The sequence below is a fragment of the Streptomyces sp. NPDC002602 genome (genome assembly GCF_042889445.1).
In the GTDB taxonomy this organism is placed as follows: domain Bacteria; phylum Actinomycetota; class Actinomycetes; order Streptomycetales; family Streptomycetaceae; genus Streptomyces.
Map to the genome: position 1 here is coordinate 1 of NZ_JBIAQX010000024.1, position 15,267 is coordinate 15,267.

General features: G+C 66.9%; 13 protein-coding genes and 3 pseudogenes. 4 read left to right on the forward strand and 12 right to left on the reverse strand.

The features are described 5' to 3' along the window. Window positions 1–583: 583 nt before the first annotated feature. From ACFYW3_RS35735 to ACFYW3_RS35760, 6 genes and pseudogenes are all read right to left on the reverse strand, one after another. Window positions 584–673, reverse strand: a pseudogene (locus ACFYW3_RS35735) (LPFR motif small protein); the annotation flags it as partial. A 292-nt stretch (window positions 674–965) separates the two neighbouring features. Beyond that, complete coding sequence (locus tag ACFYW3_RS35740; protein WP_389388566.1) at window positions 966–2,798, reverse strand: asparagine synthase-related protein; 1,833 nt, start codon at window positions 2,796–2,798, stop codon at window positions 966–968. Window positions 2,799–2,809: 11 nt separating this feature from the next. Next, on the reverse strand, window positions 2,810–2,932 hold the full coding sequence (locus tag ACFYW3_RS35745) for a lasso RiPP family leader peptide-containing protein (protein WP_389388567.1): 123 nt from the start codon (window positions 2,930–2,932) through the stop codon (window positions 2,810–2,812). A 457-nt stretch (window positions 2,933–3,389) separates the two neighbouring features. Next, window positions 3,390–3,965, reverse strand: coding sequence for a nitroreductase (locus ACFYW3_RS35750; RefSeq protein ID WP_389388568.1), 576 nt, complete (start codon window positions 3,963–3,965; stop codon window positions 3,390–3,392). A gap of 136 nt (window positions 3,966–4,101) precedes the next feature. Then, a complete protein-coding gene (locus ACFYW3_RS35755; RefSeq protein ID WP_351753125.1) occupies window positions 4,102–5,037 on the reverse strand; it encodes an EamA family transporter in 936 nt (311 codons plus the stop codon). Window positions 5,038–5,089: 52 nt separating this feature from the next. Then, the gene (locus tag ACFYW3_RS35760) at window positions 5,090–5,845 is read right to left on the reverse strand and encodes an iron-containing redox enzyme family protein (protein ID WP_389388569.1); all 756 of its coding nucleotides are present in this window, start codon (window positions 5,843–5,845) and stop codon (window positions 5,090–5,092) included. 99 nt (window positions 5,846–5,944) lie between these two features. Here ACFYW3_RS35760 and ACFYW3_RS35765 point away from each other — a divergent pair, with 99 nt between their 5' ends. Further along, a complete protein-coding gene (locus ACFYW3_RS35765; protein ID WP_389388570.1) occupies window positions 5,945–6,478 on the forward strand; it encodes a CGNR zinc finger domain-containing protein in 534 nt (177 codons plus the stop codon). 7 nt (window positions 6,479–6,485) lie between these two features. Here ACFYW3_RS35765 and ACFYW3_RS35770 read toward each other — a convergent pair. The 3 genes and pseudogenes from ACFYW3_RS35770 to ACFYW3_RS35780 form a co-directional block, all read right to left on the reverse strand. Further along, window positions 6,486–7,618 (reverse strand): annotated as a pseudogene (locus tag ACFYW3_RS35770) (IS630 family transposase). A gap of 36 nt (window positions 7,619–7,654) precedes the next feature. Further along, window positions 7,655–8,005, reverse strand: coding sequence for a hypothetical protein (locus ACFYW3_RS35775; RefSeq protein ID WP_389388571.1), 351 nt, complete (start codon window positions 8,003–8,005; stop codon window positions 7,655–7,657). Further along, a complete protein-coding gene (locus tag ACFYW3_RS35780; protein WP_351753225.1) occupies window positions 7,962–8,192 on the reverse strand; it encodes a nucleotidyltransferase domain-containing protein in 231 nt (76 codons plus the stop codon). Before ACFYW3_RS35780 ends, ACFYW3_RS35775 begins: the two co-directional genes overlap by 44 nt. An 857-nt stretch (window positions 8,193–9,049) precedes the next feature. On the opposite strand from ACFYW3_RS35780, the gene ACFYW3_RS35785 reads away from it, so the two are divergent. Continuing rightward, window positions 9,050–9,595: a GNAT family N-acetyltransferase gene (locus tag ACFYW3_RS35785; protein WP_389388572.1), complete on the forward strand. Its 546-nt coding sequence runs from the start codon at window positions 9,050–9,052 to the stop codon at window positions 9,593–9,595. A 739-nt stretch (window positions 9,596–10,334) separates the two neighbouring features. Here ACFYW3_RS35785 and ACFYW3_RS35790 read toward each other — a convergent pair. Next, window positions 10,335–11,723 (reverse strand): annotated as a pseudogene (locus ACFYW3_RS35790) (replication-relaxation family protein); the annotation flags it as partial. 102 nt (window positions 11,724–11,825) lie between these two features. Between ACFYW3_RS35790 and ACFYW3_RS35795 the strand changes: the two are divergent. Further along, window positions 11,826–12,023, forward strand: coding sequence for a hypothetical protein (locus tag ACFYW3_RS35795; RefSeq protein ID WP_351753134.1), 198 nt, complete (start codon window positions 11,826–11,828; stop codon window positions 12,021–12,023). Between the two features lie 391 nt (window positions 12,024–12,414). On the opposite strand, the gene ACFYW3_RS35800 is transcribed toward ACFYW3_RS35795, so the two are convergent. Then, window positions 12,415–12,651, reverse strand: a complete 237-nt coding sequence (locus ACFYW3_RS35800) for a hypothetical protein (protein ID WP_389388573.1) — start codon at window positions 12,649–12,651, stop codon at window positions 12,415–12,417. Between the two features lie 248 nt (window positions 12,652–12,899). Here ACFYW3_RS35800 and ACFYW3_RS35805 point away from each other — a divergent pair, with 248 nt between their 5' ends. Continuing rightward, window positions 12,900–13,187: a hypothetical protein gene (locus tag ACFYW3_RS35805; RefSeq protein WP_389388574.1), complete on the forward strand. Its 288-nt coding sequence runs from the start codon at window positions 12,900–12,902 to the stop codon at window positions 13,185–13,187. 46 nt (window positions 13,188–13,233) lie between these two features. Here ACFYW3_RS35805 and ACFYW3_RS35810 read toward each other — a convergent pair whose 3' ends face one another. After that, a complete protein-coding gene (locus ACFYW3_RS35810) occupies window positions 13,234–14,823 on the reverse strand; it encodes an ISL3 family transposase (protein WP_389388575.1) in 1,590 nt (529 codons plus the stop codon). Window positions 14,824–15,267: the final 444 nt, after the last annotated feature.

The window sequence follows — 15,267 nt, forward strand, 5'->3', positions numbered from 1 at the left end:
CCCGCCGCTGCCACTACTTGCGGCGTTATCGCACGATCGATGGACGGCCCGACGAAGACCGCCCCTGACCACACCGCAGCCCGCTACACTCCAGCCGCCCAGCGAAACCCGCAGGTCAGACATCAAAATCCTGCTGGAGTACTAGTGTCCGGTGCCCGCCTGTCCCTCGGGGAGCTGGCCGAGCGCTCCGGCCTCACCGTGGAACGGGTCGCGGCCCTCGCCACCGACCTGGTATCCAAGTACGCGGCCGCCGTCTCCCACGCGGTGTTCGGCCGCAGCCCCCGCTACCCCCGCCGGGCCCGGAGGGCAAGCGCGGTCGGGTTCCGGCCGCCCGTCCGACTACTACGGTGTGCCTGCCCGACCGTGACCACACGAACGTGCCGCTCGTACCAGTCCGACTGGTACGAGCGGCACGGGGGCAGGGCCGGACGCGGAGTGCGGGAGAGATACGTGACGAGTGATCCAGTTGCTCGCGGTGTCAAACAGGACCGATACGGCCGGGCAGACGCAAGCCCGGCTGGACGGGGGTACCAGCCGGGCTTGGGCTTTGGGGCGGTAAGCACGTCACCGCGCGACTGGCCTGTCAGTGGTGTCCGTGAGCGGAAAACGAGGCGCCGCCGAACAGCCGGGCCACGGCCCGGAACGGCAGGGTGACGATAGTAGCGATTGCTCCGCAGGCACCGGCGCACAGGAAGCCTCTGTCGTTCGGGCATCGCCACTGGCGAGCTCATGGCGCCTCCACCAGTCGGGCAGCGCGGAGTTGGTCTATCAGTGTGGTGATGTCGTTGTGCACTCGTTCGCGGCTGAGCCCGTGACGGGCTGCCAGCTCCGAGGCCACATTGCCGGCGTGTTCCCCGGCAAGAAGCCGGTCAGGACGCCGGCCCCGGTGCGGTTGAGCTGCCAGTACCGTCCGGTGCGCTGCTGCAGCAGCACCACCCCGTCGTCGGGTGTCGGTCAACGCCACGTCACCATGCAGGAACACGGACATCGGCACTCCTCCGAGACTTCATCGTGGTCACCCCGCGGAGCCATGTTTCGCAGCCCACCAGGCGCTCCAGCGCGAGGTGACGAGACGAGTCGGGCTGTGGGGCGAGCAGCGTCCGTTGCAGTACGTCAACGTTGATCAAGCCGCGATCGGCCAGGGCTGAATCGTCGAACATTCTCAGCATGGCGGGCAGATGGCGGCGCAGCCCTACGCGTACGTCCTCACTGAATTCTCCCTTGGTCTGGCGGCCGAGGATCTTGTACGGCACGATCCCGCGCATCGATGCCGCCAGCAGGGGCTTGTACTGCCAAGGGGTGATCGGCTCGTGCAGGCGCACGCTCAGTGCCGCCTCGACCGTGCGGTCGTCCAGGTAGGGGACGTGCAGTTGTACTCCGGCCTCGGCGTATACGCGGGCCAACTGTGCATACGCAGGGCCGCTTGATCGCAGGGCGTGCAGGAACTGGTGTTGGCCGCGGTCTGGAGCCAGGGGCTGGGCGGTCTGTGCGGTGCGGCTCAGCACTGCGCGTGTTGCGCTCACGGCTTCTTCTGAGACCCATTCCGGGGCCCTCAGCGGCACGAACCCCCATTCCAGGGGAGGAAATCGCGTGGGGAGCGCGGCGTTGGTGATCCCGTCGGCCTGATCGTGCCACCAGCGCGTGATGCTGCTGGAGCGAAGCAACTCGCCGGCTGTCGCAGCCAGTGGCCAGCGGCTCAAGGCTCGATGTGCGCGAAGGTGGCGCACGGCCGTCACTGGGTGGCGCCGTAGCAGATGGTGCAGATAGCCGGGGAACTTGTAGAACAGTTCGTCGGCTCCGTGGCCGGCTAGATGCCATCGTGCCCCGTGTCGGGCGAGGAGTTGGGCACTGTAGCGGGTTCGGGCGAGTGTGCGACTGAACAGGTAGGGCTGTTCGATGTCCGCCTCACTGTCGTGGTCGGCGAAAATGTCGGGAAGGTCACTCTGCGGCACCACCAGATGTTCTGCATGCGGCAACGACTGGGCCGCGTGGGCGGCGAACGATGAGTCGTCGTTGCCTGCTTCGGCCTCGGCCCACCTGAAGGTGAGGAGGTCCGAGGTGCTGCGGGCCGCCAGGAAACACAGGGACGTTGAGTCCATCCCTCCGGACAGGTCGGAACTCAGCCGCCCGTGCGTGGGATGCCGGTCGGCGGTGCCGGCCAGCAGCGCTTCACGTACCAGCAGGGCCCCATTCTCAAGCGGCACATCCGGGGCAGGTGGGTGCCACCAGCGGGTCTCCCGCGCGGAATGGTGCTCTTGCGCCACATAGTGGTCCGGAGGAACGGCGCGCACACCCACCCACATGCTCTGCTCGCTCACGGGCGGAGGCAGCGCGGCGCCACAGACCACACGCACGGCAAGGGCTTCCTCGTCGATGTCGGCGGCGGTCATACACGCCAGCGCGTCGGCGCGGTCCGCAACGAGCGGGACGTCTCCAAGACGTGCGTGATAGACACGGCGAAAACCGGCCAGGCTTCCCTGAACGCGGGTTCGCCCATTGACGGAGACGATGAGGTGGAAGCTGCCGTGAAGGGATTCGGTGAGCCGGTCGACGTCCACCAGTTCCCGGACCCGCTTGGCCAAGTCGGAAAGCCTGGCGTTGGTGACCGTGCAATAGCCGATCACCACCACCCGCACTGGGCCCGCTTGCGCTGACACGACGTCGCCGGAATGCCAATTCCCCACCACCCACGGCCGGCCCGAAGGATGAGAAATTACCTTCGGGGATACGAAGGGGTGGGACTTGCTGGCCAGTTCCGCCTCAGCAGTGTCGGGTACCACTACGAACCCGGTGCGCACAACTACTCTCCTCAGGTGGTATACATGAGGAAGTTGTCCCAGACGGATCCCTTGTATCCCAGGGTGTCCTCGGAGAACTCGCCGACCTCCACGAGGGAAGGCGTCTCGTAGAACTCTTCCGTTTGCTCTTCCATATCATCCTCCGTTGGGGGAATTGAATGACGATGAAATCCTAGCTCAGTGCGCACCACGCGGAAAGATTTTCGGGGTTTCACATTGCGGGAAATTCGAATCCACTAGAGGGGGCGCAGAGAAAGCACCCATCGACTGCCATGCCGAGTGTTTATGCATGAAAGAAATAGTCGCCGCTCTCGCGTCGGCGGGGAAAGATGCTGGTGAATGATCGCGCTACGTTTCCTGAAAGGCGTGCATCAGGTGACCGTCGAGCATGATCACGATGCATCCACATTCCGCGCTGCAGTACTCCACCTGCCCCTGCGAAGTCTGATGCTGGGAGAGCAGCACCCAACGGGTCTCGTCACCTGCCCCCCGCCCGCAAACGGAACAGCGGTCGGTGGTCTGGTGGTTGTCACCTAACCGGTCAACGGCCATGGAGCCAGCGTGCGGCCATGCCCTAGAACAGTTCAACCATTACATCCGGGCTGAGTGGGCACCGGCGCCCATGCCGGCGAAGGTGGTCAGACGATCGGCCACGTCGGTGAGTTCCCTGCGCCGCGGCGCCGACCGCGACTCGGGGGTGCCGATGTACAGCCATCCGAGTAGACGCTCGGTGCTGTCCAGTCCCAGGGTTTCCCGCACGCCGACGTCCTCGATGAGAGGACCGGTCCGCCAGATGCTGCCGAACCCACGGGAGTGCAGCAGCATCATCAGCGAATGCGACATAGCGCTGGTCGCCGCGGGCTGCTCCCATTCGGGAACCTTGGGGTTGGGGCGCGGTGTGAAGACCAGCGTGGCCAGCAACGGGGCCCGCATGGCCTTGGCTGCTGTCTTGGCCCTGTTCTCGGGTGCTGCGGTGGTGGCAAAACTTGCCCCCAGCGTGTGCCGGTCCTCACCCCTGACCGTGATCCACCTCCACGGGCGCAGCACCCCGTGGTCGGGGGCCAGGGCGGCAGACCGCAAGAAGTAGGAGAACTCCTCGTCGCTTGGTGGCGGTGTGGTGAGGCGGTGCGTGCTCCGGCGGGTCATCACGGCTGTCATCACGTCCATGAGAGATCCTTTCTTAGTCGGGCCCGGCTCATTGGCGCGACGGCGCACAGGCTCCGGTCACCAATCGGGCGCGGCCGGCGTCGCCAGCGGGGCCCGGAGCTTGGTCCGCGGTGAGCACGCGCATCTTTGGTGGCAGCTAGACGGGCGGCTTGTGCCGTTCGTCGACGCTTGGCGTGCTGTCCGAGGACGAGATCGGGGCGGCGGAAGGCTGGACCACAACCGCCCACGCGGTAGAGATCATGATCAGAGCGATCGCGCATACCTGGCGCAGTGTCAAATGCTCGTCAAGCATGAAGAACCCCACGCCGACCGCGACAGCGGGACTGAGCGCGAGAAGGACGCCGAAGGCGCGCACGTCGATGCGCCGCAGCGTGACCATGTCCAGTGAATACGGAATGAGAGACGACAACAGCGCCACGAACAGGCCGGTGACGAGGACTTTCGGATGCGCGGCCACCTCGGCGCCGTCGGTGACGCCGGCGATGGGAGCCACGATGCAAGCGCCGATGACCAGAGCAACCGTCAAGCCCGTCCAGTCGGCGAAAAGCGCGCCCACACGCCGACTCAGCACCACGTAGGCCGCCCTGCACAGGGCGGCCAGCAGACCGAGACAGATCCCGAGCGCCGAAAGCTCGCCCCCGGGAGCAGTCAACAGCAACACGGACGCAACAGCGAGCATCCCTGACAACAGGTGCTGGAGCCGACGTGAGAGAGCCACCGACAGCAGGAGGGGGCCCAACAGTTCGAGCGTGGAGGCCACCCCCAGGGGCAGATGGCGAATGGCCTGGAAGTAGGCCATGTTCATTCCGGCGAAGACCACCCCGAGCAGAATCACAGCCCGCCACTGCTGGACTGTGATCTGCCGAAGCCGGGGGCGAACGAGCAGGCAGAACAGCCCGGCCGAGAACACCAAGCGCATGCCGGCCAGAGCGGTCGGACTGATCACACCGTACGTATGTTTGGCGACTGCCGAGCCGACCTGGAGGCTGGAAGCCTGGAGCAGCACCAGAGAAGGCGCCACGACCAGCGAAAGCTTGGAAGGCCGTACCGGATCGGGTTGTTCGACTCCCATGCGTGGGTCTACCGTCCTACCACTCGCTTGTCCGAGGTCCCGGTGCCGAAGGTCAGTCCGCTCGGCGCATCTCGTTGGCGACACCCTGCCAGTAGTCGGTGGTCAGCGAGATGAACCCGTCGAACCCCTCGCGAACCGCCTTGAGGTCTTCTTCTCCCCGACACACAGCGGCCGCTGAGATGACCGCTTGGGCCTTGTGGTCCTTCTCGGCCTCTCCGATGTAGATGTAGAAGTACTCGCATGCCTCGTGGAAGTCGTCGTCGGTGTCATAGACACTCTTGTAGTTGCGGACTCCCTCGTACAGCCGAGTCAGCATGGAGTACGCAAGGTGTTCCTGCGCGAGCAGTGCCCCCTGGACGACGCGCTGGTCCTCGGAGGTGAAGAGCTCCCGCTGGCCCTTGCTGAAAGCCGTGGTCGTAGGCAGGGCCGCAGCCGCTGCCTTACGGACTTCCTCGACGGAGACGGGCGTCCCCTTGAGCCTTGAGAGCAGGTCGCTCAGGAAAGACTCAAGTAGAACGAGGTGGGCCTTGCTCGGGTCGCCGTTTCCGTACTCGGAGTACATGTTTTTCACGCACTCTATGCGGGCGTTGAGGTCTTCGGTGTTTATGACAGACAGTGCCACCATGACACTGGTGTTTACGGTGCGAGCCAGATACTGGGCGGCGAAGACACTGACCTCGGGGTAGGACAGGGGGCCGGCCATCCAGCGCGTATAGAACTCGTTGTTCAGCGCGGCGCTTTCATGCACCGATGCGGCCAGGCTGTGGATCTGCTGGTCGATACCGCTTTCATGCGCAATGGCAGTCATGGTGTTTGTTCCCTCGTTGCGGTGCGGGCACGGCTGAGACACCGGCCGGTGGCAATAAACCCAGTCGGCGTGATCACCAAACCATGGTTACCTGGCCCTATGCACTTCAACCATTACGGCGGCGAAGCCGCGCTGTTGGCAGCGGATTTGGTCAATCTCCCGACGCCGCACACCCCTCAAGCCCTTGAGGTCGTACTCACGCAGCGCGGGATACAACGGACATCGCTCACGCCACGGGAAGCCGAGAGTGTTCAGCACTGGAGCAGCAGGCTGGAGGCATGTTTCGGCCCGCAGTCCCTCGAGGATCGCCGCGACACGATCAACGAGTTACTGGGGTCGGCCACTAGCAGTCCCTACATATCCACCCACGACGGGCACCCGCACCTGCACTACAGCACCACCGACCAGGGGCCCGTCGCCCAGATCAAGGCCGTCACAGCGACGGGACTCGCCTACGTCGTCTGCTTCGCCAGCCCCGGCCGTCTCGGTAGGTGTTCACGAACCGGCTGCGACCTGGCCTTTGTCGACACCTCCCGCAATGGTCGACGTGCCTACTGCACCGTGCGGTGTTCCAACAATGACGCCGTCGCCCGGCACCGCGCCGCGCATAGTGATCAATGGCTCAAAAGCTAGTGCCGGATCAGGCAACGTTTGCCCTGTCGACGACGGCGCGTAGGCGCCGGTCGTCGGCGTGGCGGTTTCGCCAGATGATGTAGCGGCGGATCATGCTCGCCTGTTGCTTGTGGTCGGCATGGTCGGTGCCGTCAAGTGTGAAGTAGCGCAGGGCCGTGAACTGCGCCTCGATCCGGTTCAACCAGGAGCTGTTCGTCAGGGTGTAGGCGACCTCGACGTTGTTCGCCGCCGCCCAGGTGCCGACCCGTTGGCACCTCTTCGTGGTCAGGTGCGGGGAAAAGTTGTCGCAGACGATCGCGATGCGGACGTCGTCGGGGTAGAGACTGCGCAGGTAGCGGCAGAACTCCAGGAACTGCGTCCGTCTCTTGATCGGCTTGATGTGGCCGTAGAGCTTGTCCTTGGCCAAGTCCAGGGCGGCAAAGAGGTGCCGCACCCCGCCGTAGCCGTTGTAGGTCGCCCGCCGCCGGCGGCGTGGTTCACGGTCGGGATTCTTGTGCTTGCCGCCGGTCTCGGCCCACTGCCGGCCCGGGTGGGGCATCAGGTGGAGCGGCCCGAACTCATCCATGCAGAAAACAACTCCGGGCTCACCGTTCTCGGGTATGACCTCGCCGTCGGCGATCGCATACAGGTGCTCGACGCGGGCCTTCTTCGTTGCGTAGTCCGGATCGCGGGAGGTCTTCCAGGTCTTCAGGCGTTGAAAGGAGACGCCCTCCTCGCGGAGCAGGATGCGCAGGCCCTCGTGGCTGATGTCGTCGACCACCCCCTCGGCTACCAGGAAGTCCGTCAGCTTGGTCAGGCTCCAGGTCGAGAACGGCAGGTCGTGCTCGGTCGGCTTGGACTTGGCGATCTTCTTGATCTCGCGCCGCTCGGGCAGCGTGAAGGCCTTGGGACGGCCTCCGGAGTACCTCGGAAACAGCGACTCGAAGCCATCGGCGTTGAAGTTGTGGATCACGTCCCGGACCCGGTCATCGCTGGTGAACGACACCTCAGCGATCTTCACCACCGGCATGCCCCGCGCGGACAACAGCACCATCTGGGCCCGTCGCCAGGTCACCACCGACCCGGTGCCCCTGCGGATGATCCGCAGCAGCCGCCGTCCCCGTCGTCATCGATCTCACGGACACGTACTCGTTCTGCCACTGCCCGACGGTAACGGACGGCCGACGCACAAGAACCTCACTCAGGACGCTTACCCCGTGCGCGGAGGGCCGCCTCCAGCCGGGCGATATCCTCGGCGTCCTTGGTCCATCGAGGCCGGGAGGGATCCCAGATGGGCATCATCCGTTTGATCTCGATCTGGGCCTGCGGACTGACGATCGCGCATTGCAGACCACCGATACGGCCCATCCCGGCATCGAGCATTCCCTCAAGCCAGGGCGCACCGGCCCATGGGCCCCCGGCAACCACCACACGGCCCGCCGCATCCCGGTCCAGGAGTGTAAAGCTGTTCTCCAGCCCGTCCTTGGCGAAATCGAGCTGCAGGTCAGACGGCGGTCCTGGGACCGGTTGATGGCCATGGAGCAGCAAGCCCTTCCGCCAAGGCCCCGGCATCGTCCGCCCAAGCGAACCAGTCGATGTCCTCATGGTCTCGCGTGATCTCGCCGAGAAAGAAATCCATGGCCCATCCACCGCGAAGCCACACCGCAACCCCTAGAGGTCCTGCGACCTCCATGGCCTCAGCGATCAGGCGGAGCTGTCGGTCAGCACGTCCCATATCCACAGCCAGGCAGGTTACGCGGCAACCGCCATACCCAGCACATCATTTGTCCCCCACAGGGCGGGCGAACGTTGCCTGATGCGGCACTAGTTGGCCAGTTGAGCGCACGTAATTCGTTCGCGCACCGGGGGGATTGGGGTCACTGACCTGTGCTCGCGTCCTGGGGCTTTGCTGTCGGCCGGCTCGAGGCCGTGAGCTGCCGGTATCCGATCACCGCGCAAGCCAGGACTGCCGATATCGAGGCCCCTGCCACAGCAAGGACGCCTCGTTCCCACCAAGTCACTTCGGGACCTCGGAAAGTGAATGCGCCGATCAGCATGCAGGGCCCCGAGAGGAGCAGCAAGAAGATCCGCCAGTTCGTCCACTCTGACCAGGACTGTCGTTGACGACCGTTCAGCCCCACGGGAAAGATCCATGCGGCAAGCCGCATGGATCGGGACGGCTGGGGATCGCGTTGTTGGGCACCAGGCATGGGATCAAGTGTCCCAGACCCCGTAATACCCCGGCAACCGGCTCCTTGCCGGACTCGCGACCGCGACCTGGCTCCCTACGGCGACCTCCACCACTACGCCCACTCCGCACACCCCGGCCTGCGCTGGAACTACCTCCCCGCCCTCGAACGCCACCTTCCTGCGCCCCACTTCATTCCGGCCGCCCTATTCCTCGGCCCGCACTCCGTGGCCCGCCGCCACCACCGCGCGCTGACGGTTCAAGCCCGCGACAACCAGCACCAACCCGCTCCCCGCCGATAGCCCGCCCCGCACAACGGCCCCGGCCGCCGAATCCCCGGGGCCGGGGCCGCGGTAGTTCACGGCGCCTGTCCCACGCCCCAACGTGCGTGGCACGCTGACCTGATGATCGAAACTCCACGCCTGCTGCTCCGCCGTTTCCGGCCCGACGACGCCCCGCTCCTCGGCGCCTACCGGTCCGACCCGGACATAGCCCGCTACCAGAGCTGGAACTCACCCCTCACCCCGGCGCAGGCCGCGGAGACGGTCCGCGGATACGCCGAGGCGCAGCCCGAGGACCCCGGCTGGTTCCAGTACGCAATCGAGCTGCAGGCCAACCCCGGCCACCTGGTGGGAGACCTCGGAGTCAACCTCCACGAAGACCGGCTGCAGGCCGACATCGGCTTCACCCTCGCCCCCGCCCACCACGGCCACGGCTACGCCACCGAGGCCGTCCACGCCACCGTCGGCCATCTCGCCACCCAGGGCCTGCACCGTTTCGGGGCCTACTGCGACACCCGCAACACCGCCTCCATCCGCGTCCTGGAACGCACCGGCTTCCGCCTCGAGGGACACGGCGTCGAAAACGCGCTGATCCGCGGCGAATGGACCGACACCTACTCCTTCGGCCTCCTCGCCCGTTACTGGAAAGGCCCCACCGCCACCGCCTGACACAACGGGCGGCGCACGGGAGCGACTGCGGCGGTTGGATCGTACAAATTGCGTACGGGGGTGGGTTTGGGGCGATCGGGAAGGCGTTCCGGCCCGGGCGGTGGCTAGTGCCATAGCAGGCAACGTTTGCCCTGTTGTGATTTGACGCGCCGTCCGGGTGCTGGGCTGGGCGGCGCGTGGTCGTCACCCTGTCCAGGTGGCAGAACGAGTACGTGTAAGCGAGATCGACGATGACGAAGGCCGACGGCTGCTGCGGATCATCCAGGCGCCGGCGCTCCTCCTGGCGCTCCTGCTCCTCCCGGCGGCGCTCCGTCTTCTCGACCGCCCGGCGGCGTTCCTCGCGGGCGAAATAGGCGCTGTGGTCGTCGGGGTTGGCGAGCGCGTCGGCGAGGGTCTCCCAGCCCTCGCGGCCGTAGCGCCACCAGATCCGCCCGCGCGGGCCCTCGCGCTCCAGCAGCTCCAGCAGCTCCAGCACGGTCACGATCACCGGCACCGTGCCCTTGTAGTCGCGGTAGCCGTCCCACGTGCCGTCCGGGGCGGTGTAGCCGGTGGACCAGTGGCCCCGCCACTCCCGCTCACTCAGGCGAGCGACCTCCCGCATCCGCGTCTCCATCGCGGCCGGGCCCATCTTCCTGGTGAACACGATCGCCAACGGCGGGTGCGCATCCGCCATCGGCGCCGACCACACGGTGCGCCACAGCACGACGTCGCGGCCGGCCTGGACGACCGAACGCCCGAGGAAGCGGCGGTACCGGGCGATCTTCTCCGCGAGGATCGGCGGGCCTTCCGTCCCGTTGTCGACCTCAACGAACAGCAGCGGCAGTTTCGTGTGTGGGGCGGTGAACACCATGTCGGTGCGGACACTGCCCCGACCCGGGGCCGCGAACGATCCGGTGACCGGCAACGAGACCTCCGTCGACCAGGCGCCGATCGGCCCCAGCCCCGGCGGGCGTTCCGCCGGCGCGGGAGCCGGCGCAGGCACCGCCGCGGCCTTGCGGACCACGGGCGCGGTCGGCTCGGGCGGGGTCTGGAGGAACGCCGCGAGGGTGTCGGTCACCTTGCCCGCGTGCTTCGCCCCGGAGGCCGCCGCCGCCTTCGCGGTCCCGCCCATCTCCCGGGGCACCCGATCCAGCACCGCCGCGGCAGCCTCCAACCCCGCAGGCGTCAACGACCACAGCTTCTCGGTGATCCGCCGCCCGTCCGGCTCCACCCGCGTGGTCCGCCCGGCAGAGAGCACCAGGCCCTCAGCCTCCAGATCCTTGCAACCACCCCGCGCCGTCGCCGCATCAGCCGTCCCCGGACACATCAACGCCCGGATCTGCGCGGCCGTCGCCACCTTCACCACGCCGAGCGCTTCGAGGACCTGTTCCCTGGTCTTCTGCGTCGACCCGTACCGCCGCGCCTGCGTCCCTCCCACGGCCGCCCCCTCCCACATGGATATAAAGATGTGCCGAGGCGGCAGAACGAGGCGGCAGAATACGCGCAGAAGGGGCGGTGAGCTGCGGAAATACCACTCACAGGCCTGATGGTCACCGCAGGGGGCACCAGAGGGGAAACCGCAGGGGGGCGAAGGCTTGCCCGCCGGGGCTTGCCCGGCATCAAGCAGCCACGGCCGACCCCGGCCAAGTCGGCTGTGACCCACCCGGTTACCGAGCTTGTTACCGGCGGCCCTGTTACCCACTCCGACCAGCGCGGACAGACCCGCACCCCCTATTGCCCAGCCGGGGTAACAGGGGCTTGCCCGACCTAACCGGCGGGTGGTCCTGACACCTGACGCTGACACAGCCACTCGCTGCGAGATCCCTCCCCGGCCAGGACAGGCGGGGCGGAGCGTGTCAGATGTCAGGACCCGGGACCGCCCCGAGGGCCCGGGGGAACCTGAAGCTCCCGAGGCGGTGTGCGACCCGCGCTCTTCAACGACCGCGAACCCCGGCGGTTCCGGTCGCCCCACATCGACATCGGTGAGCCAAGACGGGCACCAAGCCCCGCCGCACCAGCTGATGCAGTCGGATCGAGCTTCGGTGGTCCGCCCCCTTCGGGAACCGCCATGCGCTTGATCGCCGACACTGCTGCCTGAAACGATCAGTCCAGCGAGGTCCTGATCACTGAAGAGCGAGTTGAGAGCCATATGTCCCGGTGGATAGTCCTGGTCAGCCCGGTCGGCGGGTCGCCTGCGGAGTCGTATCGCGTTGCCATTCTTGAAGAGCTCACGGGTAGTCCGGAGGACGCGATGGCTGCGTTCCTGAGGAACCTGGACACCTACGAAGGTGATGTGTGGAAGGTCCAACGACGGGAGATCTTCAAGTGCTCAGAGCGGTCCTACGTCATTCGCGTCCACGGACGGTTCTCGCAGTCCGAGTACCTGTTCCAACTCGCGGAGCTGGTGTCGGACACCGGCAACGCCAATCTCCCTGACTCCGTCAGCTGAGGGCACGGCGACACTTGGTAGTCGAGACGTCGTTCACCTGCGGACGTTGAACGACAAGGTGAGAACCTGTGCTCAATCCCCAAGCGCCGGCGGTCTCGGTACCCTGACCACAGCCCGGTTCGGGCCCTCCCCGGTGCTCTTCATGAAGGCCTGGGGCAAGGTGACCGTGGTCAACGCCTCAACCGGGGAATCCCAGGGGTGGACGGCGCTGATCGGATCGATCGGAACCCGCAGGCCGGCATCGGCCCCTGATTGGCGGCCGGGGTGGTCCTGACACCCGACGCGGACACCGCCGCGCGGCCGACCACCCGGCGGGATCGGGCATCAGGACCCGGGTCCGACACGGACTCGCGGTCAGGGTCTGCCCGCGTCGGTGTGCATTCCCGGCTCTTCAACGACCCGGCGCGCCGCCGATTGCGGGCCGGCCCTGCGGGGTCGGGGCCGGCGGTTGGCGACCGAGCTGGACCGCCGCCAGCGCGACCGCCTCCACCACCGACAAGCCGTCCCCACCGTCACGGCCGGCCTCCGCCCGCAGCCGGGCCGCCCGCGACTGAAGACGCCGCGCCAACTCGTCCTGGACGTCGGTGAGGTTGCGGCAGCCGCGCCGCCGACCCGCGTAGTGATCCATCCGATCACGGTAGAAGTGGGGATGTCCTTCCCCACCGGGCCCGACCGGGCACTCTGCGCGGGGATTTCGGGGCCCTGAACCCCGTCTTCAACCTGGTTCACGCCACCAACAGCACCGACAACCTTGACCGGGACGCCCGGGCCCTCTTCGGCCGCCCTCTCGTTGACCTCCTGGGACTGAACGGTGCCAGACCGGATGGAATAGCCCAGACCCCGCACCTACTGTGCCCGTTCAAGTTGTGGAGCACTGTGGCGGACGTCCTGGCCAGCTGGCTGGGACCGGAGGTGGTACGGCCCACCGACTGGCCTGCCGACTCCCACGGCCCGTCCCACCCGGCGGTCGGCGCCGCCCTGATGGCCTGCGCCCGCGCCGCACAGCGGGCCGGAGGCGAAGATGGCGAAGTTCTGACGGGAGTGCTAGACGGGAGCACTTCCTACGAGCAGTTCGCCCGCCAGGTTCCGACGGTGGACACATGGCGCGGGTACCTCGCATACACGACGCTGCGTCACATGACGCTGTGCGCCGACACTCAGTGAGCCTTGATCGCTGCGGCCTTGACGTCTGCGGTACAGCGACACCCAGTCACACTAGTAGGACGCGCTTGCGAAGGAGCTGGAAGCCTGCGCGGCCGAACATCTGGCGCTTGAGCATTTTGATCCGGTTGACATGGCCTTCGACGACGCCTGAGCTCCAGGGCAGCGTGAGACCGGCCATGACTGCATCGCGGTCGCGGTCGATGCCTGCGGCGAGTGTGTGGAGGCAGGGGAGGTTATCTTGCCGGACGGCATCGAGCCACTGCGGCAGCCGTTCGCCCTGGCGCTCGGTGAGCATCTGGCCGAAGGAGCGAACGTGGCCGCTGAGGGCCTCCAGTTCAGGGCAGTGGACCAGAACGGCCTTGAGTCGAAGGTGCTCCGTCTCGTTGAGGCTCTCCGGCCGGCGGAGGATCCATCCGGCAACGACCCGGGGTGACGGTGGCCGAGCGGTGACGGGGCCTGGTGAGAACCGCTTCTCCCGGAAATAGGCGCGAACCCGCTGGTAACTGCCCTGATAGCCGAGCGGCACGATCTCCTCCCACACCCTCCATGCGTTCGTGCAGCCTTGGTTCCAGCGGTCATCCAGGTAGGGCTTGAAGGCGTCAAGTTTGGATGGCCGGCCCTGCCACTGCCCCTGGAACAGTTCCTCCGGTGCGGCTGCGTCGGCCAAGAGCTTGACGGTGTGGGAGGTCATCCGGAGTTGGCGGCCGATCGCCCTCCGGCTGAGCCCGGCGGCCAGCAGTTCGTGGACGGTCGCGTGGTTGACGCGGGTGCGGTCGGCGAAGCGGTGTCCCCTCGGCCAGGGCGAGCCGGAGGAGTTCTCCGGATCGGGGGCAGGATGGGCCGGATCTGGCGCCAGGACCTGCAGGCATCCGCGGTGATCTGCGACGCACCGCTCTGCAGCCTCACTCAGGTTGTGCCAAAGATGCCACCTGTCCGCCACCTGCACTGCCTGCGGTGCCCCGGCTGTGGCACCCTCGGCGAAGAACGGAGCCCGATCCCGGCAGACCACCTCCACCCCGGGCCGTTTCGCGAGCCACGCGGCCAGGCTGGACGCCTCCCGGTCGGGCAGCAGATCCACTGGACGTCGACTTTCGACGTCGCCCAGGACCGTCCCGTAGTGACGGCCTTTGCGGGTCGCGTACTCATCGACGCCGACTACCCGCGGGGCTGGAACTTCGGGGTCGGGCAACGCTTCGACCAGCCTGAGCACCGTGTTGCGGCTGACGGACACGCCGAAGACTCTCGCCATGCGGGCACCGGCCCGGCCGGCGAGCGCGAGGCCGACCGCGGTCGGCGTCGACCGCAGGCGCTCGGTCCGTCGGCCGTACCGACGGGTCAAGCCCGGCAGCTGTTCGGCGAAGGTCCGCCGCCCGCACGAGACGACCGTGCAGAGGAACCTGCGGACGCCCAGGCAGAGAGCGACCCGTCTGCCTCCGCTGGGCACATCAGCGGGAAATCTCAGGTAGGAGCTGTGAATCCGCCTTGACCAGGTCCCGCATTCGGGACAGATGGCCCCAGCCATCGTGCTTCGGGCCTCGATGTGAACCGCCTCGTCGTTCACGGCCACGGACAGCACCACCACGTCGGATATCGACGGGAACAGCAACTCCTCCAGCCGGAGCACCACTTCTTCCACGGGCCGAACTGTCAGCCACACCACTCCCCGTACGGATCAATTCCGGGCATCTTCCCCGGGGCCCACTCTCCCGATGATCGTCACTCAGAGTGCATGCTCCACGGAAAGTGAGCCAGAACCACTTCTCGTGAGCATCCAGGAGTTGGCTGATGACCAAGCGCTGCCGAAACCCGTGGACAAACGCTGCTGTTAGACGTGAACGAAGCCAGCCAGGACTACGCCGTGGTGGTCCATTGCGGCCGGCAATTGGATCGCGGTCGTGGTCGGGGTGCGCGAGCCTCGCACGGTCTTGCCGTCGACGGCGATGGCCCGTAGGGCCGGCCGTTTCGGGGGTGGTGCGGGTGGCGCCGGTGGTGGGGTTCTGGCCTGCAGGTATGCGCCGATGGCCGTGTCCGGCGCGTCGCCGTCGACGTGCTGGAGCAGGCGGCGGACGGTGGCGGCGTG

Bases quoted from the DNA above. Each gene is read 5' to 3' on its own strand.
- ACFYW3_RS35745 (WP_389388567.1), bottom strand. From the start codon at position 2,932: ATGGAAGAGCAAACGGAAGAGTTCTACGAGACGCCTTCCCTCGTGGAG.
- ACFYW3_RS35750 (WP_389388568.1), bottom strand. From the start codon at position 3,965: ATGGACGTGATGACAGCCGTGATGACCCGCCGGAGCACGCACCGCCTC.
- ACFYW3_RS35755 (WP_351753125.1), bottom strand. From the start codon at position 5,037: ATGGGAGTCGAACAACCCGATCCGGTACGGCCTTCCAAGCTTTCGCTG.
- ACFYW3_RS35760 (WP_389388569.1), bottom strand. From the start codon at position 5,845: ATGACTGCCATTGCGCATGAAAGCGGTATCGACCAGCAGATCCACAGC.
- ACFYW3_RS35765 (WP_389388570.1), top strand. From the start codon at position 5,945: ATGCACTTCAACCATTACGGCGGCGAAGCCGCGCTGTTGGCAGCGGAT.
- ACFYW3_RS35780 (WP_351753225.1), bottom strand. From the start codon at position 8,192: ATGGGACGTGCTGACCGACAGCTCCGCCTGATCGCTGAGGCCATGGAG.
- ACFYW3_RS35785 (WP_389388572.1), top strand. From the start codon at position 9,050: ATGATCGAAACTCCACGCCTGCTGCTCCGCCGTTTCCGGCCCGACGAC.
- ACFYW3_RS35795 (WP_351753134.1), top strand. From the start codon at position 11,826: ATGGCTGCGTTCCTGAGGAACCTGGACACCTACGAAGGTGATGTGTGG.
- ACFYW3_RS35800 (WP_389388573.1), bottom strand. From the start codon at position 12,651: ATGGATCACTACGCGGGTCGGCGGCGCGGCTGCCGCAACCTCACCGAC.